The 26,190-nt window shown below is 67.1% G+C and carries 25 protein-coding genes, 1 pseudogene and 1 riboswitch; of the genes and pseudogenes, 15 read left to right on the top strand and 11 right to left on the bottom strand.

All coding sequences use genetic code 11. The features are described 5' to 3' along the window. Nucleotides 1-558: 558 nt before the first annotated feature. The 5 genes from AKJ13_RS32625 to AKJ13_RS32260 all read left to right on the top strand — a co-directional run bounded on the left by AKJ13_RS32625 (nucleotide 559) and on the right by AKJ13_RS32260 (nucleotide 3,788). On the top strand, nucleotides 559-840 hold the full coding sequence (locus AKJ13_RS32625; RefSeq protein ID WP_082316942.1) for a hypothetical protein: 282 nt from the start codon (nucleotides 559-561) through the stop codon (nucleotides 838-840). A gap of 1,114 nt (nucleotides 841-1,954) precedes the next feature. After that, a complete protein-coding gene (locus AKJ13_RS13170) occupies nucleotides 1,955-2,230 on the top strand; it encodes a hypothetical protein (protein WP_064774619.1) in 276 nt (91 codons plus the stop codon). Between the two features lie 90 nt (nucleotides 2,231-2,320). Next, on the top strand, nucleotides 2,321-2,485 hold the full coding sequence (locus tag AKJ13_RS32265; protein ID WP_163006132.1) for a hypothetical protein: 165 nt from the start codon (nucleotides 2,321-2,323) through the stop codon (nucleotides 2,483-2,485). Between the two features lie 123 nt (nucleotides 2,486-2,608). Then, nucleotides 2,609-2,737, top strand: coding sequence for an AraC family transcriptional regulator (locus AKJ13_RS31360; RefSeq protein WP_200905628.1), 129 nt, complete (start codon nucleotides 2,609-2,611; stop codon nucleotides 2,735-2,737). A gap of 907 nt (nucleotides 2,738-3,644) precedes the next feature. Then, a complete protein-coding gene (locus AKJ13_RS32260; protein ID WP_200905627.1) occupies nucleotides 3,645-3,788 on the top strand; it encodes a hypothetical protein in 144 nt (47 codons plus the stop codon). 164 nt (nucleotides 3,789-3,952) lie between these two features. Here the strand turns inward: AKJ13_RS32260 and AKJ13_RS13165 are convergent, their stop codons facing one another. From AKJ13_RS13165 to AKJ13_RS13140, 6 genes are all read right to left on the bottom strand, one after another. Continuing rightward, nucleotides 3,953-4,204, bottom strand: a complete 252-nt coding sequence (locus AKJ13_RS13165) for a hypothetical protein (RefSeq protein WP_050733743.1) — start codon at nucleotides 4,202-4,204, stop codon at nucleotides 3,953-3,955. A 372-nt stretch (nucleotides 4,205-4,576) separates the two neighbouring features. Further along, nucleotides 4,577-4,942 (bottom strand): cytochrome c family protein, encoded by a 366-nt coding sequence (locus AKJ13_RS13160; RefSeq protein WP_050733742.1) that lies wholly within the window; start codon nucleotides 4,940-4,942, stop codon nucleotides 4,577-4,579. A gap of 1,173 nt (nucleotides 4,943-6,115) precedes the next feature. Next, on the bottom strand, nucleotides 6,116-7,525 hold the full coding sequence (locus AKJ13_RS13155) for an amidase (RefSeq protein WP_050733741.1): 1,410 nt from the start codon (nucleotides 7,523-7,525) through the stop codon (nucleotides 6,116-6,118). A 146-nt stretch (nucleotides 7,526-7,671) separates the two neighbouring features. Beyond that, nucleotides 7,672-8,355 (bottom strand): type 1 glutamine amidotransferase domain-containing protein, encoded by a 684-nt coding sequence (locus AKJ13_RS13150; RefSeq protein ID WP_050733757.1) that lies wholly within the window; start codon nucleotides 8,353-8,355, stop codon nucleotides 7,672-7,674. A gap of 101 nt (nucleotides 8,356-8,456) precedes the next feature. Continuing rightward, nucleotides 8,457-8,690, bottom strand: coding sequence for a hypothetical protein (locus AKJ13_RS13145; protein WP_050733740.1), 234 nt, complete (start codon nucleotides 8,688-8,690; stop codon nucleotides 8,457-8,459). A 136-nt stretch (nucleotides 8,691-8,826) separates the two neighbouring features. Further along, on the bottom strand, nucleotides 8,827-9,423 hold the full coding sequence (locus AKJ13_RS13140; protein WP_007564482.1) for a TetR/AcrR family transcriptional regulator: 597 nt from the start codon (nucleotides 9,421-9,423) through the stop codon (nucleotides 8,827-8,829). A gap of 259 nt (nucleotides 9,424-9,682) precedes the next feature. Beyond that, nucleotides 9,683-9,893: riboswitch (cobalamin riboswitch) on the top strand. Between the two features lie 165 nt (nucleotides 9,894-10,058). Between AKJ13_RS13140 and AKJ13_RS13135 the strand changes: the two genes are divergently transcribed. The 3 genes from AKJ13_RS13135 to AKJ13_RS13125 are packed head-to-tail and all read left to right on the top strand — an operon-like array spanning nucleotide 10,059 to nucleotide 13,665. Then, nucleotides 10,059-12,233: a TonB-dependent siderophore receptor gene (locus AKJ13_RS13135; RefSeq protein WP_050733756.1), complete on the top strand. Its 2,175-nt coding sequence runs from the start codon at nucleotides 10,059-10,061 to the stop codon at nucleotides 12,231-12,233. Between the two features lie 8 nt (nucleotides 12,234-12,241). Continuing rightward, nucleotides 12,242-12,505: a recombinase family protein gene (locus AKJ13_RS13130; RefSeq protein WP_244471594.1), complete on the top strand. Its 264-nt coding sequence runs from the start codon at nucleotides 12,242-12,244 to the stop codon at nucleotides 12,503-12,505. Continuing rightward, a complete protein-coding gene (locus AKJ13_RS13125) occupies nucleotides 12,502-13,665 on the top strand; it encodes a heparan-alpha-glucosaminide N-acetyltransferase domain-containing protein (protein WP_050733738.1) in 1,164 nt (387 codons plus the stop codon). The genes AKJ13_RS13130 and AKJ13_RS13125 overlap by 4 nt, the downstream gene beginning before the upstream one ends. Nucleotides 13,666-13,712: 47 nt before the next feature. On the opposite strand, the pseudogene AKJ13_RS30385 reads toward AKJ13_RS13125, so the two are convergent. Continuing rightward, nucleotides 13,713-14,562, bottom strand: a pseudogene (locus AKJ13_RS30385) (IS5 family transposase). A gap of 371 nt (nucleotides 14,563-14,933) precedes the next feature. Between AKJ13_RS30385 and AKJ13_RS13115 the strand changes: the two are divergent. The 6 genes from AKJ13_RS13115 (at nucleotide 14,934) to AKJ13_RS13095 (ending at nucleotide 20,719) form a co-directional block, all read left to right on the top strand. Then, nucleotides 14,934-15,917 (top strand): proline iminopeptidase-family hydrolase, encoded by a 984-nt coding sequence (locus AKJ13_RS13115; protein WP_244471593.1) that lies wholly within the window; start codon nucleotides 14,934-14,936, stop codon nucleotides 15,915-15,917. 377 nt (nucleotides 15,918-16,294) lie between these two features. Beyond that, nucleotides 16,295-16,975 (top strand): Crp/Fnr family transcriptional regulator, encoded by a 681-nt coding sequence (locus tag AKJ13_RS13110; RefSeq protein ID WP_050733737.1) that lies wholly within the window; start codon nucleotides 16,295-16,297, stop codon nucleotides 16,973-16,975. 49 nt (nucleotides 16,976-17,024) lie between these two features. Then, complete coding sequence (locus tag AKJ13_RS13105; RefSeq protein WP_244471592.1) at nucleotides 17,025-17,519, top strand: FecR domain-containing protein; 495 nt, start codon at nucleotides 17,025-17,027, stop codon at nucleotides 17,517-17,519. A gap of 116 nt (nucleotides 17,520-17,635) precedes the next feature. Then, nucleotides 17,636-19,402 carry an adenylate/guanylate cyclase domain-containing protein gene (locus AKJ13_RS13100; RefSeq protein WP_144426241.1) on the top strand — a complete coding sequence of 589 codons (1,767 nt, stop codon included), beginning with the start codon at nucleotides 17,636-17,638 and terminating at the stop codon, nucleotides 19,400-19,402. A 154-nt stretch (nucleotides 19,403-19,556) separates the two neighbouring features. Next, nucleotides 19,557-19,838 carry a hypothetical protein gene (locus tag AKJ13_RS30380; RefSeq protein WP_082316941.1) on the top strand — a complete coding sequence of 94 codons (282 nt, stop codon included), beginning with the start codon at nucleotides 19,557-19,559 and terminating at the stop codon, nucleotides 19,836-19,838. Between the two features lie 152 nt (nucleotides 19,839-19,990). Then, entirely contained in the window at nucleotides 19,991-20,719 is a 729-nt protein-coding gene (locus AKJ13_RS13095) for a winged helix-turn-helix domain-containing protein (protein WP_050733734.1), read from the top strand. A 392-nt stretch (nucleotides 20,720-21,111) separates the two neighbouring features. Here AKJ13_RS13095 and AKJ13_RS13090 read toward each other — a convergent pair whose 3' ends face one another. Both AKJ13_RS13090 and AKJ13_RS13085 read right to left on the bottom strand, forming a co-directional pair. Next, nucleotides 21,112-21,780 carry a phytochelatin synthase family protein gene (locus AKJ13_RS13090; RefSeq protein WP_200905626.1) on the bottom strand — a complete coding sequence of 223 codons (669 nt, stop codon included), beginning with the start codon at nucleotides 21,778-21,780 and terminating at the stop codon, nucleotides 21,112-21,114. A gap of 240 nt (nucleotides 21,781-22,020) precedes the next feature. Further along, nucleotides 22,021-22,845, bottom strand: coding sequence for an SDR family NAD(P)-dependent oxidoreductase (locus AKJ13_RS13085; RefSeq protein ID WP_050733732.1), 825 nt, complete (start codon nucleotides 22,843-22,845; stop codon nucleotides 22,021-22,023). Nucleotides 22,846-23,296: 451 nt separating this feature from the next. Between AKJ13_RS13085 and AKJ13_RS13080 the strand changes: the two genes are divergently transcribed. Then, entirely contained in the window at nucleotides 23,297-23,839 is a 543-nt protein-coding gene (locus tag AKJ13_RS13080) for a DUF3291 domain-containing protein (protein ID WP_050733731.1), read from the top strand. A 153-nt stretch (nucleotides 23,840-23,992) separates the two neighbouring features. On the opposite strand, the gene AKJ13_RS13075 is transcribed toward AKJ13_RS13080, so the two are convergent. Together AKJ13_RS13075 and AKJ13_RS13070 are read right to left on the bottom strand one after the other, a co-directional pair. Further along, entirely contained in the window at nucleotides 23,993-25,348 is a 1,356-nt protein-coding gene (locus tag AKJ13_RS13075; protein ID WP_050733730.1) for a cytochrome P450, read from the bottom strand. A gap of 205 nt (nucleotides 25,349-25,553) precedes the next feature. Beyond that, nucleotides 25,554-25,955, bottom strand: coding sequence for a hypothetical protein (locus tag AKJ13_RS13070; protein WP_144426240.1), 402 nt, complete (start codon nucleotides 25,953-25,955; stop codon nucleotides 25,554-25,556). Between the last annotated feature and the right edge of the window lie 235 nt (nucleotides 25,956-26,190).

Raw genomic sequence — 26,190 nt, 5'->3', positions numbered from 1 at the left:
TCGAGACCCGGCCGCGCATCGATGCAGGCAGGCACCTGCCGCAAACATCAGCGGCGGGCGGCCGGTTGTACGGAAGCCGTGCTCTCGGGCTTGGTAGGACGGGGCTAAACCGGCCGATATCGGGATCGCGGCGTCAATCGGGAGAATGAGCGTCAAGGCCAGATCAGGGCTTGTTGGCCTGGGCCATGCGCTTTTGCGGTCCCGTCAGATATGACGAGCGCGATGTCGGAACCCTGGCCCACGCCCGTCTCATCGCCTTCGTCTGCTTCATGCCCAGATGCGCGGCTTGACCCGCTGAACGTTTATAATAGTCGGCGGGAGCCGCCCGTCTGGTATCGATTGGCGCATGTCGTCCGATCTGCCCGGCGGAACCAGCGACATTCACTGCGATCGCCAATAGGCCGCTCAAGGACGTTCCTCTTGTGACCGAGAGTGTCTTCGACGCCGCCTGCGGGCGCGCAGACTCATCATTCGTCCCACGCGCGCACGGACGGCTGCGCGTCCGAGGAACGTCTTTCAAACGGCGTTGTTGGTCCGGCACAGGTTGGGAGAGGTATCGTGCGGGTCATGGCTAAAGCGACAGCGGTCGCACTCATCACACTGGTTGGCATTGGCTCGGCCGAGGCGAAGGGCTGTATCAAGGGTGCCATTATCGGCGGGCTCGCGGGTCATTACCTGGCCGAGCGTGGCGTCGTCGGGGCCGTTGCCGGTTGTTTGGCAGGACGCGCCTTGGCCAATCGACGGGCGCAACGCGAGATTGATTACGGCGCGCGCGTCCAGCCGCGCGGCCCAGGTTATGGTGCGCCCCAGCGTCCCTCGCGCGGAGAGTATGGGTACTGAGAGCCGCTGACAAAGCCGATTGCGGCGCGTCGATGCGGTGTGGCGGAACCGACCTTCCATGAAGGTCTGCGGCCACGCCTCACGCGACAGCGCAGCAATCGCCGCCAAACCCGGGCGCCGCATCGCCCGCCGCGGGATCGGGAGCAGCCAAGTCTGGGCCGGCACGGGCGAGCACTCGATCTTTCGACAAGCTCTGGATGAAGCGAGTCTGGCTTGGTTCGCTCGCTCCCGCCGTCACGCCATCGCTATGGGCGACGGGCCGATATCTACCACACCGGCACGACACTCCCTGGAGCTCTTATCGTCCGGCGCGTCATCGAACGGCGGTTGCGTCGGGGGCTAAATCCAGAGGCGTGCAAGAAACTAATTGTTCAGCTCTGGGTTGTCGGTCTGGTTCCGTCCGTTCGGCGGAGCAGCCGCACTGGCCGGCCGTGCCTTCGTAGAGAGCGACCGCAGATCATGTTCGACCTCGCCTTCACTGTCGCCTACTCGGCAGGGGCGTTCGTCGCAGTCGGCGTGATCCTGAGAGGCCTCGCAGTCTGACAGCCGAAGCGCGACTGAGCTCTCACCAGCTTGGTGAGCCCCAGGCCGACGGCGACCTGGAGCGATGGCCTGGGGGCTCCAGATCCACATTCTGGCCGATCGCCATGATGGCGTGCGACTTGGCCAACGCGATGGCCAACCTGGAATAAGCCCGGGCTGTTTCTGGCCGGCAGCCGATAGGGTTGCTTGCTGCCGCCTCGGTCTTCATCGCATTCCGCATAATCTCGTGGTGACAAGCCGCTTCGATGCTTCCTGCACGGTCACGAGCGACAACCAGTTGTGGTTGATCACCGCTAAGCACGATTACGGCGACGAGGGTCGGCCGGTTTTGCTTGGTCCGATATTTGATCGACGATCGGAAATTCGTCCATTATTTTCTGTCTCTGTTTATTCAAAGCTATTAAGTAATATTGTCTGCATGTCATTGCATCCTTGGCGAGACAGGCGGTGCCCATCAGAGCCCCGCGAGCGCGAGGTGCGCGGGCTGCATGTATCGTTGCGAAGATATGCGGTTCGACTGCATGTCGTGGCCTGACGATGGGCCTATATTGATCGAAAATGGAGGAAGCCAGTGGCCTACAGGATTGAGTTCTTAAAGGATCACCGGGTTGTTGCCGCCAAGCTTTGGCCGCGCAGCCTCGAAGCCGCGACCGCACATGCCCTGGCGCAGTACCCCCGCCAGCATACCCGGAACGGTGCGACATCCGTGAGCGTGATCTGCGAACGCACCGGCATGGTCGTCTTTGCGTTCGAGGACGAGCATTGTGGCCCGACCGAGCGCCGTCGGATCGCCTTGGGCCTTGCGCCGCGTGGCATCGGCTTGAGCGCGGCGGCTCGGCTTCACTGACTGGCTTACGCACGGAACAGCGCAATCCGGAACGGTCCTGGTCCACTCGGCGTTCTCTGCGCCCGTCACGGGACCGTGTTGGAGACCGCCATGAACGCCCTCAAGCCCCTCGCCCTCATCGCCCTGCTCGCCATCGGCGTGACTGGCTGCGATGACAAGAAGGCCGAGAACAACACGCCCACCAAGGCGGATTCATCCAAGATGGAGCCGCAGACCGACCAGGCGGCTCCGCCGAGCCAGAAGCCGAAGCCGTAGCGCTGGCCCTGATCGGGCGAGAAACGCGCCTGATCGTAGGTCAAGACGGGGCAGGCCGGTCCAAAACCTCGCGCTGAATTGGGCCGACGCTGGCTTGCTCGGTTCGGTCGCAGCTTCGTACATGTGCCGATCGGCACCCTGGCCTACAATTGCGGCTTCGCCATCCAGGCCCATTTCTGCCGTCGGTTCAAGGAGCGCCACGGCCTAGCGCCCCGCGCGTATCGCCAGACCGCCCTCCTTGGCGCACCGTAATCTGCCGGATCGCTGCCCCCGAGTGGCGGTCTCACGCTCGGGGAGCACCGGGGTACCCGCCGGATTGCGGTACGGCGCGCAATCCGCCGTCATGCGGGTGGCGCGCGTGCTCAGTCTTGGCTTTGTCGAGGACGGCAGATGCGCGGGCAGGCCAGCGGGAGGCGTAACTCCGGGTGCCGGTCGCTCAGGAGCTGCAAGCTGCAATGGGGGTGGGCGAGCCGGGGGATCGACAGAGCAATCGCCTGCTGCTGGTGGAACGAAAAAGGCGCGCCTATCCGCAAGGCGCGCCCTGAGTTGGTTCCGGTCTCGGGAAGGAACGTCGGCTGAATATGGGTTGATCCTCAAGCGAACAAGGCGCGATGGCCGATAAGCCGAAGGTGTGGCCGTGTCATGCAATTGTAATATGGATTAGGCGACGCCTTCATGCTTCGAGAAGACTGTGTCGCTTCTCTCAGCGGGGGGGGGGCGAACTGAGGCCGCCGATTCATGCAAGCCGGGCCCTCGTCCATGGACGGAAGGAATGAGGATGGCTCCGATCGCCAGATCCGCGGGCGCGTCGCAGGGTCTGGCTGCGCCGGGGATCAAGTGAGAGAAGCTGCTGGCGTCCGTCCGCGAGAAGCACTCCAAGGCATCCAAGACGGACATCGTGTGGGCGGCCTTCTCTGCCTCTGACACATGCCGTGGACGGCAATGCAGGCGGCACGCAGTGCCGCCATAATGTCGCGCCGACCGAGTCTGCCGCTGGAGAGGGCGGGACGCCGATCCCGGTCACCCGCCGGAAGAAGGACCGGCACGAGGGTGCGCAGCGCAATCAGCAGCAGGCGCGATGAACTGCCGAGGTCACCGCACCGTCATAGCCGAGGCATAGGGGACGCGCCCTTAAGCTGGTGCAACCCGACGGGGCTCCGTGGTCGATTGGTCTGACTACCTCGAAGAAACCCGCCCCCTGTCCGCGGATCGAAGCCGGATGCGGATCTACATCGCCGCGGGACTGATCGGTATGGGCATGTTCGGTGCGATCGGCGCGATGCTCCATATCCTGCCGGCCTGAAGGCCAAGGCGGTGGCGCTTCAGCCGCATGCCTCGACGAACTTCCAGAGCGGCAGGCCCCCTCCTGGGCGGGCCCGTGCCGGTGGCTCGAGGTCGGCTCAAACAAGGTTCGATACGCGTCGACGCCCGGCGTGCGGCGGGCGTCGAGGCCCTGCCGTATCGAGATCAGCCGCCGCCGCCATTGCCGGCACCACCGCCGCTGCCGCCGATCGAGCGCGACCCACGGGAGGGCTGGCCGGCATTGCCGCCCGCAGCAGAGCTCGACGAACCGCGTCCGCCGGTATTGTTCGTGATCGGGATGCCGGTCCGTTTGGCCGATTTCATATGACGTGAGCGCGCGTCGGCGGGTGTGGTCGTCTGCGTCACAACGAAGGATGACAGGGCTAAGGCGCACGCACCAAGGAGGAGCTTCTTCACGGCAGATCTCCAGTTCAGTCGATACCGGATAACCCGCGGCGGAAGCCTAGTATCCGCATCGTCTCCATCGTCCGCCTCCGGCATCCCCTCGTGTTCCTGAACGTGTTGCCAGGGGGGAAAGTCACGAAGAGTCCCGGACGTCGGGGCCGGCGGGGACCGAGGAAATCGATGCCGGATCCGTTGCGCCGGCGACCGTCTTCGACGCGCAAAACGGCTTGCAGCAAGAAAGTTGAGCCTCAAAACCGAGGTCAATTATCGCCGTTCGATTGCCCGATGCGCAATGAAGACCCGCGCCAGCGATGCCGGGCGGGTCTGAGATTAATGCTGTTGGAGCTGGTTCATGTGCTCGCAGAATTCAGGAACGCGGTCCGTTCACGACTGCGTCTTAAGGTAAGCGATCACGTCGTTGATCTTCTTGTCGTCCGCGATGCCCTGGAAGATCATTTTGTTGCCCGGCACTTTCGCCTTCGGGTTCTTCAGCCATTCGTGAAGGTTGGCCTCGTCCCAGGTGATGCCAGAATTCTTGAGGGCCGCAGAGAAATTGTAGCCTTCGTAGGTGCCGGCCTTGCGCCCGACGACGCCCTTCAAGTCCGGGCCAACACCATTCTTCTGGAAGTTGTGACACGCCTTGCAAGGGGCGAACGCTTTCTCGCCGGCCGCCGCATCACCGGCCTCCTGGGCCAGTGCTGAGACCGGGATCAGGAAGGCGAGAACGGCGCCGAAAACGGTTGAACGCATGGATTTCCTCGTAGGCCAAGCGAGGTTGATGGCGAGGCGAAGCTTGGCGCAGCCAGAGGTAGACGTTCTCGATAACGGCTTATTCCGGCCCCTCTCTCAACCGGCGCGCGAACCTGGGCTGAAGCTGCGGCCCAGGCTGCCATAGCCGCATCTGCGCACTGGAACATATCCGCCGGCCCGTTGAACTCGCTCGCTCGCCTTGCTGACCTCGCTGTCGGCCATGCCCCGCAACACCACGGCCAGACTTGAGGTCACGCCCCGGCTTAGGATCATTCGGATCGGTTTGCTGAGCCGAGGGACCAACATGATCTCGTCGCCCTGCGCGCCTTCGGCGGACCCATGTCTGGCCGCAACCGGCCAGCGGTGACGTCATGGCTGACCACCCGACTGAGTGAGCTGTGCTGATCCGGTGGTTCTGCCATAGAGCCGCTCTCATCCGGTTCCAGCAAGTACAGCAAATCCCGAGGGGATTTTGCAGTCGTCCGCGCCGGTCATCGAGTGGTTCAACGGCTTGATCCGCCGAATGGCAATTTTTGGGGTTACGAAAGTGGACGACGTGATTTCGACTGCGCGGCCAACGAGGACGTCGGGCACCCGCCCGCCGCTGCCGCTCGTCGTAGCCTCCGTCTTATCCGCAGCGGCGATTTGGGTGCCGATCTATAACCTTGCGGGCCGAGTGATCTGGTTCTGGTGAGTGTTGCCGGCGGTCTGATCGGATTCGGGCCTGTACGAGAAAGAAACTCCAGCGCGGTGGCCCGGTTGACGAGCAATGACCGCTCTTGCCGTCGGTCACCCGTGGTCCTGCACGATGTCGTGGCCGGTGCGACGCACGCTGCCTGGATCGCACCGCGGGCCGGATCGCGGCCTCTTCGGGGCGCCGGCGTTCTCTGGCGACGTCTGGGCTGGCGAAGTTTGAGCCGTACAAAAAGCCCGCACCGGCGAACCGGGCGGGGGCGTTTGATCCGTCAGGACCGGACAACCAGAGCGGTTGCGCGCTGTTCGGCCAGGAGGGGTTGCGCGGCCGAGATCGCATAGCTCGGCGGGGCGTTCTCACGATCGGTCAATGCTCGGCGCACCGCGCGGTACGCCGGGCCATCCTGCGCTGGCTGGCAGGCCCATGGCCCGCCGACCGGGAGGAGCAAGGCTGCAACGCCCCGCTCCGTGCCCAGCGCCTCAGAGGCTCGGATGATGGTCGCGGACCGGGCTGGCCGCTTCCAGCAAGGTGGCGACGTGCAGGATCGTCGACTCGGCCTGCCAGCTGGCCACGACCTGGACGTTGATCGGCAGTCCCTCGCGGCTGGTCCCGAACCGCATCGACAGTCCGGGCAGGCCGGTGACGTTCAGCGGCACGGTCGCGCCCTGGAGATAGGTGGCGTCGACGGTCTGCCCGTTGATGACGAATTCGGTGACGCCGTGCTTGTGGGCCGGGATCGGCAGGACCGGGGTGATCAGCGCGTCGTAGCGCCGGAAGTACGCGGCATAGCCGTCCCGCAGCCGCTCCGCCGCCTGCTCGGCCGCGACGTAGTCGTCCATCGACGTGTCCGGGAGCGCCAGCATGGTCTTGGCCATCTTATAGAGCTCGTCCCGGCCCCGGCCTTCCGTCGCCTCCCGGAAGGCCGGCTTCATCTCCATGACGTGGAGCTTGTTGAACACGTCGAGGGCGAAGTCGCGCTCCAGCGCCGGGATGCGTACGGCCTCCACGACGCAGCCCACGCCCTTCAGCGCCTCGGCGGCCGCCTGGACGGTCGCGGCGACCTCGGGATCGATCGGGCCGAAACCCGGCTCGACCAGCCAGCCCACCCGCAGCGGACGGCCGGGCGCGGACCCGACACCGGCATCGGCCGCGACGGTACGAGAGGCGTAGCCGTCCTCCCCATCGGGCCCAGACAGGAGCGAGAAGGCGAGTGCGAGGTCTCTGATCGAGCGCGCCATCGGGCCGACATGCCAGAAGCGCCGCGGTGCACGCGGCCAGATCCCCGTCATCGGCACCCGCCCGTGGGTCGCCTTCAGCGAGACGATGCCGGTCTGCGCGGCCGGTCCCCGGACCGAGATGGCGAGGTCGGTGCCGAGGCCGAGCGGCGACATGCCGGCCGCGATGGCCGCCGACTCGCCCCCGCTCGAACCGCCGGGCGTGCGCTCCAGGTCCCAGGGGTTGTTCGACCGGCCCGATAGCAGGTTGTCGCTCTCGATCCAGTAGGAGAATTCCGGAAGGTTGGTCTTGGCCAGCAGGATCGCCCCGGCAGCCTTCAGGCGGGCGACGCTCGTGGCATCCGCCTCGGGGATGCGGCCCTTGAAGATCGGCGATCCGCGCTGGGTCAGGACGCCCGCGGTGTCGATCGAATCCTTCACGGTGAACGGCACCCCGTGCAGCGGGCCGAGTTCGCCGCCGGCCAGGATCGCAGCTTCGGCGGCCCGGGCGTCGTCGAGCGCCTTCTCCGCCACGGTGACGATGGCGTTGACCTTGGGGTCGACCGCGGCGATGCGGTCGAGATGCGCCTGCATCACCTCGACCGGCGAGACCTGGCGGCTGCGGATCAGGGCGGCGAGCTGGGTGGCGTCCGAGAATATGATGTCGGTAGTCATGGGCCGGTATCCTTCACGATGCGTCTTGCGGGCGGGAATCCCCGCTGCGGTCCGAGCCTCCGCCGGACCGGGCGGCGTGCACCGACCCGGGGCCGTCCGACCGCATGGCGGCTCGGTCGGCATTCAGGGACGGCTGAGGTTGTCCGTCAGGTGTTCGCGAGACTCTCGAGGAGACGCTCGGCGGCGGGGCCAGACGAGGCCGGGTTCTGACCGGTGATCAGCAGGCCGTCGGCCACCACGTGCGGGGCCCAGTCGCCGAGCTTGGAGAACCGGCCGCCATTCCGCCGGAGCTCGTCCTCGACCAGGAAGGGAACGACCCGGGTGAGGCCGACCGCCTCTTCTTCGCTATTCGTGAACCCGGTCACCGCCTTGCCCTGGACGAGCGGCGTCCCGTCGGGGGATTTCGCGTGGCGGAGGACGCCGGGGGCATGGCAGACGAGCGCGACCGGCTTGCCGGCGCCCAGCGTCGTCTCGATCAGCTTGATCGAGGTCGGGTCCTCGGCGAGATCCCAAAGCGGACCGTGCCCACCCGGATAGAACACGGCGTCGAAGGTGTCGTGGGTGACGGCATCGAGCTTGGTCGTGTTCGACAGCGCCGACAGGGCATCCGAATCCGCCTCGAACCGGCGCGTCGCATCGGTCTGGGAACTGGGTTCGCTGCTCTTCGGGTCCAGCGGCGGCCGGCCCCCCTGGGGCGAGGCGAGCACGATCTCCGCGCCCGCATCCTCGAACACGTAGTAGGGCGCAGCGAGCTCCTCCAGCCAGAAGCCGGTCTTGCGGCCCGTGTCGCCGAGCTGATCGTGGGAGGTCAGCACCATCAGGATCTTCATCATCGGTCTCCGTATGTGTCGGGGTTGAAGCCAGGGATTGCGGGCGGCGGCTCCGCGGAGCGGGCCGCGCGGATCGTGGGTGGCGAGCGAAGGGGGCGGCGTTAGCGCGCCTTCGACGGCCGCTCTGCGACCTGGTCGTGCGTCGGCGCCGTCTCCATCGAGCGAACCGGGAGGCTCGCGCGGCGGACCTCGTTGGCCCTGGCCATGCGGACGGCGCCGATGGTCTCGAGGGTGATCCTCTCCTGTGCCGAGGCTGCGGGGATGCCGAGCACGGCACTCTCCAACCCGGCGATCACGAGGGATGGGAAGGCGAACGTCTTGGCCGCGTAGGGCATCGTATCTCTCCTGGTTGTGGTTGTGAGCGCTTGGCAGGTCGACGATGTCACGCCGTTCCTGTTAAGTAGACCGGTCGTCTCGGATTTACGCATACGTCGGCATGGTTCTGCTGCCTCCCCCTTCGTCGGATCGGCGTCAGGCGAGCCCGAGGATCCGCCGCGTCGTCGCCATCGCGGCCTCGAACGGCGCGTCGGTCCGCACGATCTTCGCCATCAGGCTCGCACCGAGCCAGACGTGATAGAGCGCCTCGGCGATGGTATGCGGCTCGCCCTCGACCTTAAGCGAGCCCTCCGCGACCCCCGCCTCGATGGCCCGTGCCAGCCGCTCGATGATCCCGGCGGTCCCGTCCTTGAGAGCGAGCCGCATGACCTCGGACAGGTCCGAGACCTCCGCGGCGAGCTTCACCGCCAGGCACTTGCGCTGGTAATCGACACTGCCCTGCGTCGCCTGCCATTTGCGCCAGTAGTTCATTAGGCGCTCGGCATGGTTCAGGCCGGGCTCCGCAAGGGTCGCGTCGAGATCGGCGAGATAGCCCTCGAAGTAGTCGGCCAGAAGCGCTTCGCCGAAAGCCTCCTTCGATCCGAAATAGTGGTAGAACGAGCCCTTCGGCACCCGGGCCGAAGCCAGGATCTCGTTGAGCCCCACACCGGAAAACCCCTTGGCACCCACGAGGCCGTACGCGGTGTCGAGGATCTCCTGCCGGGTGTCGGTATGCGCGTTTAGGCGTGCCATGACGCTGAGATAGCTCTGATTAGACCGGTCGTCTAGTGGCCGATGGCGAAATTTTTTGTGCGCTTCTGGGGCGGTCAAGGGGGACTCAATGTCGGCCTGACATCGCAGCTCGCACGCTTGGCCCAGCCCCCTGAGTGCGCCGACCACGACTCGAACCACCCCTAGGGTCGCGCGACCCGTATATGTGGCCGTCGCGCCACAGCGAATGTAACAACGTTGCATTCTGTGCATAGGCCGTTGACCCCGGGGGGCGCCGCGGCGAGTATCGATCGGCCAAGGTTCCCGCGGGCTTCGGTCCGTAGGCGAAGATGGGAATTCAGTGCGCCGACAACGGCAAAGCTGAAGCTGCCCCCGCAACTGTAAGTGGCGAGTTCCTGCTGCTCCTCGGTCACTGATGCCGCGCATCGGGAAGGCCAGGCAGGGATCGTGACCCGCGAGCCAGGAGACCTGCCTCGGCGCGACGACAACCCTTGGGCGGGGTGCCCCGGTGGAACGCATGTCCGGCGCGGCCACGCGGGCCCGTCGCGCGCACGCGCTCACGCTTGGCCCCCGGCTCAATAACCCAGAGTGTGCCGGTGCCAGTCCGCCCGAAGCCGACTACGACCGAACCGTTCGCGAAAGCCCGCGGCCCGCGGATCCGCTCACGGTCGCGGCTCCGCCGCCACAGCCCGCGTGTCGCCCTCGCGGCGGTCCTCACAGCGGGTTCGCCAATCGGCGAGACGCGCGCGCAGGAGAGCGTCGCCCTGGAGGAAGTCTCGGTCGAGCATGTCGGCGGCAGCGCGGCCCCCGGTACGACGAGCGCGTCGGACAGCATCGGCCTGATCGGGCCGACCCCCGGCTACAGCGCGACTCGGGCGGTCAGCGCGACCCGGACCGCGACCCCGCAGATCGACGTGCCGCAGGTCGTCACCGTTGCACCCCGGGAGGTGATCAACGACTTGGCCGCCACACGCGTCGATCGCGTGTTCAATTATCTCCCCGGCGTCGCGCAGCAGAACAATTTCGGCGGCCTGAGCATCTTCAGCTACGCCATCCGCGGGGTGACCACCTCGGAGATCTACAAGAACGGCTTCCCCCTCAACCGCGGTACGCCGCCCCCGCCCGATGCGCAGAACATCGAGCGGATCGAGGTGCTGAAGGGGCCTGGCGCCGGCTTGGTCGGACGCAGCGATCCCGGCGGCCTGGTGAACATCATCACCAAGCAGCCCACCGCCCAGCGCTTCGTCGAGATGGGCACCCAGGTCGATTCGTTCGGGCTGACCCGCGGCACGGTCGATGCCGGCGGCGCCCTCAATGAGGACGGCACGGTCCTTTACCGGTTCAACCTCGCGGCCCAGGGGGCGGGCAGCTTCCGGGACTTCGTCAACAGCGACCGTCTGCTCGTCGCGCCGGTGGTGAGCTGGCAGGTCACGCCGGATACCCGGGTCACGGTCGAGACCGAGTTCGTCAAGAACCGCATCGTGTTCGACCGCGGGGTGATCGCGATCAACAAGCAGCTCGGCTTCCTGCCGATTTCACGCTTCCTGGGGGAGCCGGGCCAGAGCACCGACCAGAGCAACAACACCCTGCAGCTGCGCGTCGACCACCGCTTCGACGATGCGTGGCAGATGCGGCTCGCGACCTACCTCAACACGGGCGACTTGGAGGGCGAGTCCGCCGAGGTCCGCTCGCTTGCCGCCGACAACCGCACGGTGTCGCGCGACCGCAACGTGCGTGACTACCGCTGGGACGTGGCGATCGGTCAGGCCGAACTGCTCGGGCGCTTCGACACGGTTGGGATCGGCCACACCGTGCTGCTGGGAGTCGACCGCGAGAGCACGGACAGCCGCACACAATATTTCCGCTCGAACTTCCGCACGAGCCCCTTCGCGCTGGACATCTACGCGCCGGTCTACGGGCAGGCGCTGCCGCCGATCACGATCCCGCGCAACAATCTGGAGCGCGTCACCAATACCGGCCTGTACGCCCAGGACGAGATCGTCCTCAGCCCGCAATGGCGGGCGCTCGTCGGCATGCGCGTGGACATCTTCGAGCAGTCGTTCCGGGAGCGGGCCCCGCGCAGCCAGGTCGATCAATCCCGGGTTGCGGCCTCACCCCGGGCGGGCCTCGTCTACCGCCCGATCCCGGAATTCGCGCTCTACACCAATGTCGGCACGAGCTTCCGCCCGAATATCGGCCCGGACGCCGCATCCGTGGCACGGGGAGTGCCGCTCGCACCCGAGACCGGCCTCGGCTACGAGGTCGGCGTGAAGTCCGAGCTGTTCGGCGGCAACCTTCTGCTGACGGCGGCGGCCTTCCGGGTGGAGCGCCAGAACGTGCTCACCCCTGACCCGAACAACAGCGGCTTCTCGCTTGCGGCTGGCGCCGTGCGCAGCCAGGGCTTCGAGCTGACCGCCCAGGGGCAGCTCACGCCGGAGCTGAAGGTGCTGGCCGGCTACGTCTTCGCCGACGCGGTGGTGACCAAGGACAACGTGCTGCCGGTGGGCGCGCCATTGATCAACGTGCCGCGCCATTCGGGTAGCCTGCTCGCGGTCTACGAGCCGCAGGGCGGCGACTGGAAGGGGTTCGGGATCGGCGGCGGCGTCCGCGGCGTGGGCGAGCGGGCGGGGGATGCGGCGGGCTCGGGCTTCGTCCTGCCGGCCTACATCGCGGTCGACGCCCTGGCCTACTACCGCTTCGACAACGTCCGCTTGGCCCTCAACGTCGAAAATATCTTCAACACCGAATATTACGAGAGTTCGCTCAACGTATTCCGCGTGTACCCGGGCTCGCCGCGGCGCTTCACCGGCTCATTCACGGTTCGGTTCTGATGGCGCGCATGGCCGAGAAGCGTCCCACGCAGCCGGGTCCCGGTCGCCCGGGTGATGCCGGGCGCAACGCCGCCTCCGCCCGGGCCCGGCGTTACGTCCTCGCTCTGCAGCCGCTGATCGAGACGATCGCGCGGGAGACCGGCCGAACGGCGCAAGGGATCGCGTCGGAGATGACGCGCCGGGATATCGGCAAGCCCCGCGGTGGAACGGTCTGGACGCCGGCCGACGTGCGTCGGCTCCTGCGCCGTCTCGGCTCGGACGTCACGCGATGACCCCCGGAGGCATCGCCCCGACGCAGCATCGGTCACACCGCATCGCCTCGATCGATGCGCTGCGCGGCCTCGTGATGCTGCTGATGCTCGTCGATCACGTGCGCGAGTTCGTCTACCTGCACGCCCAGGTCCGTGACCCGATGGACCTCGCCGCGACCCCGGCCGCGCTCGCCTGGACGCGGATCGCGTCGCACATCTGTGCCCCGGTGTTCATCCTGCTCACCGGCCTGTCGGCGCGCCTGTACGGTCAGAAACACGGCGGACGGGCGGCCACCGCCGCCTTCCTGTTGAAGCGCGGCCTGCTCCTGGTCGCGCTGGAAGTGACCCTCGTGAGTTTCGCCTGGACCGCGAGCCTGCGGCCGCCCATCCTGTACCTGCAGGTGATCTGGGCGATCGGCGTCAGCATGGTCGCGCTCGCTGGCCTGCTCTGGCTGCCGCGGGCGGCGCTTGCAGTCCTCGCGCTGGTGGTCATGCTTGGGCACAACGCCCTCGACGGGATCGCCCTCGCGCCGGACCAGCCCAGCTATGCCCTGTGGTCGATCCTGCACCAGCGCGGGCTGATACCCCTTCCCTGGGGCGTGGCACGGACTTCGTACCCGGTCCTGCCCTGGATCGGCGTCATCGCGGCCGGCTACGCCCTGGGACCCTGGTTCAGCGGCGCCGTACCGGCGCAACATAGGCGGCGCCGGCTTGCGATCGCGGGTGGCGCAGCGCTCGCTGCCTTCGCCGTCCTGCGCGGCTTGAACGGCTACGGGGATCCCGTGCCCTGGCAGCCCGGCGCGACGATGGTCGATACGGCACTGGCTTTCCTCAACCTGACCAAGTACCCGCCCTCCGCCGACTTCCTCCTCGCGACGCTTGGCCTCGGCCTCGTTCTGCTGGCGCTGTTCGAGCGCCTTCCGACGGCGATTTCGGGCGGGCTGCAGGTTTTCGGCGGTGCGCCGCTGTTCTTCTATCTCCTGCACCTATTCCTGCTGCGCGCCCTGCAAACGGCCGCGGCCGGAATCGGTTTCGTCGCCGCTTCGGGCCGGATCGAAGTCGGTGCGCCCGCCCTGATCTGGCTGATCGCCGCCGCGCTCTGTCTTCCCCTCTACGCCGCCTGCCACGGGATGGTCGGACTCAAGCGGCGCGTATCCTGGCCCGGTCTGAGTTACCTGTGACGACGCGCAGTTCAGGCGGGTCATTGCGACACATCTTCTTGGGGCGCCTAACAAAATTGTCTGATCTGGTTTAGGGTAATAAGGCTTGCGGCGAGGCTGGTGAGGGCTTCGTAGATGTCGGCGCGCCGCTCGTAACGGATGAACAGGTGGCGGAAGCGGTTGAACCACGCGTGGGTGTCCTCATCCTGAGCTTGTCGAAGGATCGACGACACAACGGTGACGCCCGAGCCGCTCGCTGCTCTCGATGCCTTTGCGGGCGATACGCGGCACGATCCCGCGGGCCCGGCACTCCTGGCGGTGTGGCTTGGCATCGTAGGCCTTGTCGGCGTGCAGCTTGCCGGGCCGTCTGCGCGGTCGCCCGCGCCGTCCGCTCCGCGGGGGCGGGATGGCGTCGAGCGTCGGGGCCAGCATCGGACTGTCGTGCCGATTGGCCCCGCTCAGGCAGAAGCCGATGGTTCGACAAGCTCACCATGAAGGGGGGGCCGCGCGCCTCGGTGACGAGGTGGCGTTTGGTGCCCGGCTTGCCCCCGGTCCGTTGGGTTCGGGCCGGTGGCAGAGCCCCTTTTTCGCCAGGACGGACGCGCTGCCCAGGCTCGCCCGGCTCCAGTCGATCTCGCCGGCTGCAAGCAGGCGCTCCAGCAGGACCTGATGCAGGCGCGCCAACACCCCTGCCTCCTGCCAGTCGCGCAGGCGTCGCCAGCAACTCCTCCCACAGCCGCAGCCCATCTCCGCCGGCAGCATCTCCGCCGGAACGCCTGAGCGCAGCACAAACAGAATGCCGGTCAACATAGCGCGATGCTCAATCGGCCGCCGGCCGCCTCTTGGACGTGGGCGCGGCGGCGTTAGAAGTGGCGCAATCTCGCCCCAGAGATCATCGAGCAGAAGCAGAAAAGACATCACTGCTAACGCCCGCCCGCGCAATCCGTGCCCGTTCTGTTTGACGCGCTAAGACATGAGCCTCACCCAGCCCAGGATTTGCTCGATAAATTACGGCTGTAACCGGAATTGCTCTTTCTGTAGCAGTCATGCAATGTATGCATCTGACAATATACCCACATATTACAATTCGGGGAGACCCGTGAAAATCAGCTTCAATGCCCGCGTCGGTTTGAAATCGCGAAGGTGATCGGTGGGTATGCAACGCGGCAGGTCGAGGCATCAGCACTCAGGATCACGCGCTGTTCCTTGCGGACACTCACCGACCGCGTTGTCGAAAATTGAGTCGAGGTGGATGGCGACGCTTTATGGCATTGCGATCGGATCAAAGCATGATGCAGCCGGACAGGCGACAAGTGTTACTCGGGTCAGCGGCCATCGGCGCGGGTGCAATGCTGCGGTCGTTGCGAGCATCGGCTGCGCCCGTATCGACCGATGATCCGGGCCCTGTGACATGGATCGTGCTCCCGAACGGGAACAAGGTCTGGACGCAGCGTCTCGGCTCCGGAGAAAAGAAGGTTCTGCTCGTCAACGGCGGCCCGGGATTGTCGCACGACTACATGCAGTGCTTCGCCAGCTTCCTGCCGCAAGCGGGCTATGCGCTGTACTTCTACGACCAGCTCGGCACCGGCGCCTCCGATCGTCCGGATGACCGGAGCCTGTGGACGCTGCCGCGATACCTCGACGAGCTGGAAACCGTGCGTGCCGGGCTCGGCCTCGAACGGTTCGTGCTGATCGGGCACAGCTGGGGTGCGATCCTGGGGATCGAATACGCGTTGCGTCACCCGGAGCGGCTAAGCGGCTTCGTGCTGTCCAATATGAGCGCCAGCTTCGCCGATTACGGCGCCTACTGGCGTCACCTGCGCGATACGCTTCCGGAAGACGTGCGGATGCGTCTTACGGCGTTGGAGGCGGCTGGACTGGGCGACAGCGAGGCTTATGCCGACCTCGTGCAGCGCGAACTCTACAGCCGTTACATCTGCCGGCTCGACCCATGGCCGAGCCCCATCCAGCGCAGCCTTTCCGGCCTTAACACGGACATCTACAGGCAGTTGCAGGGGCCGAACGAGTTCACGCCGACGGGTGAGCTGAAAGAGTGGGACCGGTGGGCGGATTTGCACCGGATCGCGACGCCGACGCTCGTGATCGGCGCGCGGTACGACGAGATGAATCCGGAGAGTGCACGCCGCGAGGCGCGGCTCATCCCGAACGCCGAGCTGTTCTTGAGCGACACCGGCAGTCACCTCGCCATGTGGGACGACCAGGTGAACTACTTCAAAGCCGTGCTCGGCTTTCTGAGCCGACTTCCATCCTGAAGTCGCATCCCCGTCCCCGAACGAGGCCGTCATCATTTTCTCGGACGCAGGCGTGGCCCCGGCTTCCATGCGGCCCCGTGCTGGCTCGTCGTCGCACGGGGCGCGTCGCTCCCGAAGCCGCAATTCGAGGAACGTCCGCGGCGTCGAAGGTTCGAATCGCGCGTGTGCCTGCGCCGCTCCGAGCGCGCCCTTGCGTCGTCGGCGCGGTACGCAGATGCTGCGGCCCGGACTCCGAGATGTCGGGTATTAGGCGCTCCATCATAGGGGCACCCGGCGTATTGGTGCGGGTTCCTGCCCAGAGAAGCGAATTGGAAGCCTTGCCGACCGGTCCAGGAAGCGCGCATAAGCCGGCGTTCGCGGGCCAGAGAGACGAAGTCGTGAGCACGTCGCACACGCTCATCCGGCTGCTCACAGCGAATGCCTTCTTCGCCGGGCTCGGTTCGGACGCCATCGAGACCATCGCCGGCCTCTGCACGACGCGCAGTCTCGCGCGACATGAGATCCTGTTTCAGAAGGGCGACCCGGGCGACGCGCTCTACGCGGTACGCCGCGGCCAAATTCGCATCGGAGCCGGCACCGACGCTGGGCGTGCCGTCACGCTCAACCTGCTGGGGTCGGGCGACGTCTTCGGCGAGATCGCGTTCCTGGACGGCCATCTGCGGACCGCGGAGGCGGTAGCCCTCGAGCCGACCGATCTCTTCGTCGTCGAGCGGCGGGACTTCCTCAAGCTCCTCGCCCGTGACGCGACCCTGGCGGCGCAGATCATCGGCTTGCTGTGCCAGCGTCTGCGCTGGATGAGCGACCGCATGGAGGAGGCGACGTTGCTGCCGCTCGACGCACGCCTGGCGCGGCGTCTGATCATGCTGTCGCAGGATTACGGTGCCGAGATCCCGGTGACGCAGCAGGAACTGGCAGCCTTCGTCGGCGCGGCCCGGGAGAGCGTCAACCGGATCCTTCAGGATTGGCGGGGGGCGGGCATCATCGATCTGGGCCGCTCGCGCGTCACGGTGCGGGTTGCGCAGCGTCTCGTCGCGCTCGGGGACCGGGCGCAGACATGACTTGGCGAGGGAGTTTGATGGAATGAGAACCGGAGCGCGTCTTGCGGTGGTGGCCGTCCTCACCGTCGTCGCGGGCCCCGTCGGCGCCCAGACGCGCTGTACGGAGACAACGCGCTTCGACCCACCGCTGCGGGTTCTGCGGTGCGCCGATGGCCTCGTCCTGGAAACCGAGACGGCGGGCACCCTGCGGCCGGTGGATCGGGACGGCGACGGGCACCTCGAAGGGGCCGAGATCGGCGGCCACGCGGTCTTCGTCACCATCCCGGCGAGCCGCCGCGTCCGCCGCGAAGGCTTTCAGATCCTCACCCCGCATGCGATCGCCTCGGTGCGCGGCACGGTCTACGCCGTCGATGTGACCCGCGCGCGCACCTCCGTTTTCGTCGAGCAAGGCCATGTCGACGTGGCCCGGCGCGACGCCCCCCAGATCGCGGTCACGCTGGGGCCGGGCGAGGGCGTGGATGTCGATGACGGCCGCGACGCCCTGGAGGTGCGGCGCTGGCCGCAGGAGCGCGTCAGGAGCTTGCTTGAGCGTTTCGGGCGTTGAGCGCCGCCGACCGAAATCCCGTCCCGAGGTCCGATCAGGGTTTCCGCCGAACCAAGCGCTGGTTCGTATGCGCCGCGTTCCTTGGCGCGCTGGGATGGGGGGCCTGGCTCGGCCATGTGCACCTTGCTGGTCGCGCGACGCCGCTCGATCGCCTCGAATCGGCGCTCACCGACCTGCGCCTGCGCCTTGCGGGTCCGCGCACGCCACCCGCCGACCTCGCGGTGGTCGCGATCGATGACGAGACCGTCCGGCGCGAGGGAGGCTTCCCGGTTTCGCGGGCCACGATGGCGCGGCTCATCGAGACGATCGCGGACGCCCACCCGCGGGTGATCGCCGTGGACGTGCTCTTCCTCGATGCGGGCCGCCAGCCGGAGGCGGATCGCGCGCTCGCCGCGGCTCTCGGCAAGACGAACGCCGTCCTGGCTTCGGCGGCGGTCTTCGACCGCAGCGCGAGCGAGGACGGTATCCCGGTCGCCGCCGCCGTACACCGGCCGACACCGGAGATCGGCGAGGGGATTGCCTCGGGCCTCGTCAACGTGACCGAGGATGCTGCGGGCGTTCCGCGCCACCTTCCGCTGATCGTGCGGACGAGCGAGGGCGCGTCGGCGGCCTTCGTCCTGCGTGCGGCGGCCCTGGCGGCCCGCAGCGATCCGGTCCTGACCAAGGGCCGCGTCCAGATCGGGACCGCCGCGATTCCCCTGGACCTCGGCTATCACCTTCCGCTGCGCCCTTACGGTCCACGGCGCACCATCGCCACGGTGAGCGCGGCGTCCCTCCTCGACGGCACGGCGCCGGCCGCGGCGTTGGCCGATCGCATCGTGGTGATCGGTGCCACGGCACTCGGAGGCGGCGACACCTTCGTCACGGCGTTCGACCCCGTCATGCCCGGCGTCGAACTTCTCGCGACCGGCATCGCCCATCTCACGACCGGGCACGGTCTCGTCCGCGATGCGGCTGTGCGGCGGCTCGATGCAGCGGCGGCCCTTGTCCTGTCCGCAGGCGCCGCGCTGTTCATCGCGCTTCTGCCGCCGGGTCCGGGCATGTTGGTCGCGCTCCTCCTGACCGCAGGGTGGCTGGTCGCGGGCGCCTTCGCGTTCGCTCACGGCCTCTGGCTGAGTGCTGCCCTGCCGCTCGCCGCAGCCGGGCTTCCGACGCTGTTCTGTGCGGCCGGCCGCCAGACGCTAGAGCGTCGCCAGAGTGCCAGGGTGGCGCGGTCCGAGGAGGTCCTGCGACGGCTCCAGCCCGCCGCCTTGGCCGACCGGCTCGCCCTGGATCCCGCCTACCTGGCGGACCCCGTCGCGCGGGACATCCCGGTTCTGTTCGTTGATCTCACCGGCTTCACCCGCCGGAGCGAGCATCTGGGCCCGGTCCGCACCCGCGGGATGCTCAAGGCGTTCCACGATCTCGTGGACGAGACCGTGACGGGGCACGGGGGCCTCGTGGTCAATTTCATGGGCGACGGCGCCATGATCCTGTTCGGCGCGCTCGACCCGGATCCCGATCAGGCATCGAACGCCGTCGAAGCGGCCGAAAACCTGATATCGCGCACGCGGCTCTGGATCGCGCGCAATCCCGCTCTGTCGGAGGCCGAACCGGCCCTCGATGTGCGCATCGGGGCGCATTACGGGCCGGTGATCCTCTCCCGGCTCGGCAGCGACACCAACCAGCACATCACGGCCACGGGCGACACGGTCAACGTCGCGAGCCGCCTGCTCGCCGTCGCCGCGCAGGCCAATGCCCGCTTGGCGCTCAGCGCCGAGCTGACGGAGGCGGCCGGCCTCGCCATGTCCGAGGGGACCTTCGAGCGGCGGACGACGTCGATCCGCGGGCGGACCCAGACCCTCGAGGTCTGGCTGCGGCACCGGCGCGAGACCCGGTCGTAGCCCCGGTACCGGGATGGCGCGGAGGACCGACCTCATGGGGTGCCGGCCGGCTTTCCGCTCTCACCGGAGGCTCCAAACTGGAACAGTGATCCGGATCACAGTTCTATGGTTTCGTCCGATGCATGGTGCCTGTACTGCAACAGGGAGATCCACCATGACGACGACTTCAACGAAGACTGTGATTCTAGCCGGCCTTGCGCTGGCAGCCCTGGCCGGCGGGGCCGGAGGCGCCGAGGCCCGCGGTTTCGGGCACGGTGGGTTCGGATATGGCGGTTTCGGGCACCATGGTGGTTTCCATCATGGCGGCTTCCATCACCGCTTCGGCGGCTATGGCTGGGGGTATCCCGCGGGCGGCTATTACCGGAGCTCCTACTACGGCGGCTGTCGCCTGGTCTTCAGCCCCGCCTGGGGCAGCTACGTCCGCGCCTGCCGCTGAACCGACCTTGACGGACCGCCGGGCGGTTCGATGAGCCGGCGGACGGAAGACGAAGCGCTTCCGTCCGCCCGGAGGGCGTCGGGCCGACCAAAGCGGAAGCGCGCCCTTCCCGATAACGTCTCAGCGCCCATGAGCCGACAGGAGCACGTGCCGTGCCCGCACCCGGTATCCGCATCCTGCTGCTCGACGATGACGCGGACGTGCAGCGGACCGTCTCGGCGTATTTCTCGGAGCACGGGGTGTCCGTCATGCCGGCGGCGACCCGGCTGCAGGCCCAAGCGCTGCTGGCCGACCCGACGGAGTTCGACCTCGTGGCGCTCAACCTGCGGCCGGGCTCGGAGAACGGGCTGGAGCTGTTGCGCGCATTGCGGGCGCGGAGCGACATCCCCGTCATCCTCACGACGGCGCACCGCCGCGACGAGATCGATCGTGTGCTCGGTCTCGAGCTCGGCGCGGACGATTACCTCGTCAAACCTTACGGCCTGCGCGAATTCCTGGCCCGTGTGCGCGTCGTGCTCCGCCGAGCCGCGAGACACGCCCGGCATCGTTCGCACGATGCGCCGTGCAGACGATTCGAGGGTTGGGTCCTCAACCGGCGACGGCGGCGCCTGACCAATCCCGCCGGCGTCGATGTCGACCTCAGCAAGGGGGAATACGCCTTGCTCGCAGCCTTTCTCGACGCGCCGCAGCGCCCGCTTAGCCGCGAGTACCTCCTGCAGGCGACTCACATCCACGAGGACGTCTTTGATCGCAGCATCGACGTGCAGATCCTGCGGCTGCGCCGGAAGATCGAGACGGAACCGAGCCAACCCGCCGTAATCCTGACCGAGCGCGGCGTCGGATACGTCTTCGCCGTTCCCGTTGAATGTGCGGTGCGCTGAGATCGCATTTTCGCTCAGCCGGCTGTGGCCGCGAGCGAGACGGCACCGTCCGGTCGGTGGCTATGGGACGTGCACGTCGCGGTCCAGGCCTCGCGACGTGTCCGGCCTTAGCGTCTTGCCGCTGCGAAGCCGCGCTCCGAGGCGGGAGGCAAGGCGCTGTGGGGACCGGTGCGTGCGCTTTCCCCGGCCGTAGATCAGCCCTTGTCGGGAAGGGTCATGGCGGCATGCACCGCGCTGACGTGATCGCGTCTCTCGCGCCGTGCCGTATCGGGATCACACCCGGCATGCGGCTGCGATCGGCCTTTCGATACGCGACCCGGCGATCGCAACCGACGCGATGGTGCCGGGCTGCGTCGGCACGAGGGGCGCACCATTCGCGGGCGGGCTGTCCATCACGGCGACGGAAGAGCCGGATCGATGACCAGCAACCCGCGGGCCTTGCCGGACGTGCCGTCGATCGTCGTCGCGGCCTGCCAGAGGCGCTCCGTACCGACGAGGAACGGCGTGTAGTTTCCGTTCACGTCGCCAACGAAGACCAGGTCCCTGTCCGGCAGGTAGCCCAGAACCGGCGAGAAGTGCCCGGCGCCCCGGCTGAACAACGGCCCGCGATGGAAGTTCACGATCAGCCGCTTGCTCGTATCGTTGCTGCTGCGCATCGCCTCGCGAAACGCGGCCAACGAGAGATCGCGCACGACGCGCACGGGGCGATCGAGCCGCCTGCGGATCAGATCCGCCAGCTCGTCCAGCGTCAGGCCGTTCACGAGGATGCCGAACCAGGGCTGGAACGTCGTGCCGCGGATCACATCGGCTTGCGAGAAATCGACGCCGAGCGAGCGCAGCAGGTTCGCCACGCTGGCCGGACCGCAGAAACTGGGGTTGCTCTGGTATTCGTAGGGCCGTTGCCGGTATTTCTCGGCCACGGGCAAAGCCCAGGCCTGCGCCAGAAGCGCAGGATCGTGGAAGGTGGGTTGCGTCTCGATCGAGGTGACGGCCTTGTAGGCATTCGGCCTGAGGAGGATCGGACCGAGAACCGCCGCGCCGACGATGCCGACCAGGATCACGATCGCCGCGAAGACGGCGATCAGGCGGCGCCCCCACGTCCAGCCCCATCGGGCCTGTTCACGCGCCATGCACGCAGCACTCCGCTTTCATCAGGACAGCCCGCAGGGGCGACCAAGCGCAGACGCGGATTCCGGGGCCGCGACCGCATAACGGTGCGGGCGTAAGCGTCCGAAACACGCGCGCTCGGGGGCGTTCGATCGGCATTCGGTCAGGCCCGGGCCCGCACTCGGCGCCCGGCCTCAGAAGGCGACGGATACAGTCAGGTCCTTCCAGGCCCGGTCGGACGCGGCCACGGCATCGGCTGCGCGTTGCGCATAGGCATAGGCATCCTCGCCGATCAGGAGCTCGACCGGTGCATCGTCACGGCCGGACAGATCGACGATCGCCCGGGCCACCTTCCTCGGATCCGCGGGCTCCCTGCCGGACCCGGCCCGCAACATCTCGGCGAAGGGCCCGACCGTCTGCCGATAGGGCTCGCTGATTGCCGGGATCATCATCGAGGAGCCGGCCCAATCGGTCCGCACGCCGCCCGGCTGCAGGATCGTCACCTTGATCCCCAGCGGAGCCAGCTCCTGCGCAAGGACGAGGCTGAAGCCGCGAACGGCAAACTTGGCCGCCTGGTATGCGGAGAGGCCGACCGACGCGATGCGGCTTCCGACAGACGCGATCTGGAAGATATGCCCGGCGCCCTGCGCGCGCAGGATCGGCACGGCCGCCTTGGAGACATGGACGGTGCCGAAGAAGTTCGTCGCCATCTGATCCGCGAAGGCGTCCTGGCTCATGTCCTCGACCGACGCCAGGCTGGCATAGCCCGCATTGTTCACGACCACATCGACCCGGCCGAATGCGTCCTTCGCGTCAGCGACCGCCCGGCCGATAGCGGCGGCATCGGAGACGTCGAGCGCATAGGGGATTATGCGTCCACGATACTGGGTGACGACATCGTCGAGGTCACCGGGGTTGCGCGCGGTCGCCATGACGGTGTGCCCGGCCTCGAGGGCGGCCATAACGATCGCCCGGCCGAGGCCGCGGGAACTGCCTGTCACGAACCAATACTTTGGCATTTGATCTCCCGTGTCGTGGCGTCGATAAAATCACGTTTTCAGAATGTATCGGATCAAGGCAAGGTTCACGTCTCGATAGATCCAAATTGTTACAGCGTTGATACAAATCCAAAATCTTTCGTTTCATGTGTAACGATGTGAACGACTCCAAAATACGTTGACCGGACCAGGCTTGTATTTATAATCTGAGGCTGCCGGTCTGGTCGGCGCGATGGCCGCTTTGGACGACCTCCGCCGCACGATGCCCATGATGAAGCTGTTGGCCGATGCCGAAGACTTCGCCTCGGCAAGCCGAACACGCGGCTGGACTGACAGATGATCGCGGGTCGGCATCAGCGAGGATGCGAGCGGGTATCATAGTTTTCCGCTCTCAACGGATGTGCCCTAGGAATAGGTGCGTCTTAAGCAGAAAACGCAGCGAAATATTCAATAAAGCGATAGAGGATGTCGAATGGCCCGGATCGCGCTATACACATTCGGAATTCTGAAGGGCGCGTATCAGTCCGAGGCGCTGACGGAATTCGCCGGCATGGCCCGCATGATATTCCCGACACTGGGCGGTGCGGACGGTTTCATCGCTCACGCGGGCGAGGCGCGTCCCGACCTGCTTGGGCGAGCCGGTCCCGGTGAGGATTTCGGGGCCTGGGGCGTATACGTGGCGCCGCGCTTCTTCGACGCGAACTGGAAGGCGAGCGGCGCCAGCATGGTTCAAACGCTGTCGCTGTGGCGCGATTGCGAAGCCGCCCGCTGCTTCTCCTACGGTGGGCTGCATCGCGACGCCCTGAAACGGCGCTCGGCCTGGTTTCAGCGACCGCAATGGCCCGGTTACGTTCTGTGGTGGGTTCCCGAGGATGTCGTCCCCACCTGGTCGGACGGCGTCCGACGTCTGGAAATCCTGGCCGACGCGGGACCGACGGCATCCGGGTTCAGCTTTGCGCGAGCCTTCGATGAATCCGGCCGCCCCGAACTCGCGAAGCAGGTCGCCGCGCACTGACGGCGGGAGCCTCGGGTGGTATCCGGGGATGATCACCTAAGCTTCGCTTCTCTACCGCACCGGAAGACGTCACCCCGGTTCCGGCACCAGCGTGTGATGGCTGCACGGATCTGGGCTCGACCGATCCTTTCCGATGCCGGCCCGTTCGAGTGCCTAAGGCAGGCAGGGGCGCAGCTTGAACACCGGCACATGGCTCGGCCGCGTCGAGAACGATCCGATCGGCTGGACTGGATCAGCCTGCTCCATCGCGATCGCGTTGCCGCGCAGGAGCCGAGCGAGGACGAGCACGCTCTCCGCGACGGCGAGTTGCGCGCCGATGCAGACCCGCGGTCCGGCACCGAACGGCAGGAAGGTAAACCGGTCCGGTCTCGCAGCGCCGAGGAAGCGCGATGGATCGAAGCGCGAAGGGGCGGCCCAGAACGTAGGGTTCCTGTGGAGCATGCAGAAGGGCAGGAGGACGAGGCTGCCACCTCGGACCGGTGATCCGCAGAGGTCGTGCGGGTTCGCGACTTCGCGGGCCGACATATAGGCCGGGGGATACAGGCGCAGCGTTTCCTCGATTACGGCCCGGGTCAGCGGCAGGCGCGCCAGCGCCTCTCCGGCCGAACCCGGCGACACGTCGCAGGCCCGCGCCTCGTCGCGCACGGCGTCCTGCCACTCGGGCGCGTTGGCGAGGAGAAAGCACGCCCAGAAAAGGGTTAGCCCCGTCGTCTCGTGGCCGGCGAAGAGCATCGTCGACACCTCGTCGGCCAACAAGCCCTCGTCCTGGTCCTTGTAGGCATCCGCCAGCATATCGAACAGGTCGCGCGGCGTATCCGGCGACGCCGCGGACCGGCGTTCCGCGATGACGGCGGCGATGATCCGCGACCAGCGCCGTCGAAACAGGGCGCGCCGCACATCTGTCGGCGTCAGCAGCGTCGATGGCAGCAGGAAATCGCTCGCGCGGGGACGTCCGATCGTGGCGGAATAGAACAGGAGCAGGCGCCGCAACTCGGGCCCGAACCGCGCCGTCTCCAGCGAGAACATCGAGCGCGCCGCGATATCCAGGCTCAGGTCCTGCATCGCCGACAGGAGATCGATCGGGCCGCCCTTCGCGGCTTCGATCCGCGCGCAGGTCGCCTCTGCGCACGCCGCGATATGCTGCGACAGGACGGGCAGCGTCCGCGGCGTGAAGGCGGGCGCGAGCGTGCGCCGCTGCCGCCGCCAGGCTTCCCCCTCCGCCGCTGCGAGGCCCCGGCCGAGGATGGGACCGAGCACGCGCCCTGTCGCCCGCACGCGGCGGAACCGGTCCGGATGATCCGCCAGGACATGACGCATGGCGTCGGGGGTGTTGGCGAGGATCAGGTCGGTGATGCCCAGGCGGTACGTGATCGCCGGCGTGGTGAAGCAGCGTGCCGGGAATGCCGAGAAGGCGTTGCGCCGGACCCGCATGAGCACGCCGAGACCGGTGACGCGGTCGGGTGCGAGCGGCGGCGCCGGGGGGGCGAAACGGTGGCCAGGGCTATGCATGGTACCTTTCGCCTGACCTCATCCGGGTCCCGAATATCCCGATCCGACGCCGCTTATACGGCGCAAACCATCGAACGCATCGCCGTCCACCGGTCGCAAGCCGGCATCGCCCGCCTGCGTACGCGATGGAGCGCCGCCACATATTCAGCGCGTTCTCTGCTCGAAAGCCCAGCGGCTGGAATCCCGTCAAAGTCCCTGCTGGGTGTTACTTGCTTCCGGGGCAGAGCTTGTACGATACGCCCCCTTGGTCGCCAGCCGACCCATCCGCGATCTTGAAGCTTCGGCGCGACGGCACGAATACCGTCTCGGAGGTGGTCGTGGGCGCGACCGGGCTTCCGTCCCCGGCGGCGGCGCAAGAGGTCGCGATTCTGTACGTCTTGCCGTACGCGTCTACGATCTTGCTGACGCATTTGCTGTCGTGCGGGCCGCCCAGACCCTGCCCGTCATAGGTCCTCAAGGCAGCAAACGGCGCACCCTCGCAGGCCAGATCCGCCTGGACGTAAGTGCCGTGGGACAGCGGCAGCGGCTCCGCCTTGAGAGACCCGGCGCAGGCGACGGACGCCGAAAACACGCCGGCGGCGTAGAGCAGGGGAGCAAAGGATTTCATGCGCATAACACCATGCCACGGTGGATCATGCCGGCTGGTTTCGGCCCGGCCGGTTCTGGGTCTTGCGGATACAGGCCCAGTTGCCCCGGCCCGCCCGCGACCGCGATATCCAGGCGCGGTTTCGGTGCCATTTCAACCGACCGCCGGCTCGGTTACGCCTGAAACAGGCCGCGCATGGCCCCGGCGGTTTCGTGGCGCTGAGGCCTCCGGCGGACGGTCGCGTGCGGCAAGGCGT

Source organism: Methylobacterium sp. ARG-1, assembly GCF_001262595.1.
Lineage (GTDB): Bacteria > Pseudomonadota > Alphaproteobacteria > Rhizobiales > Beijerinckiaceae > Methylobacterium > Methylobacterium brachiatum.
This window is presented reverse-complemented; position numbering and strand designations above follow the sequence as displayed.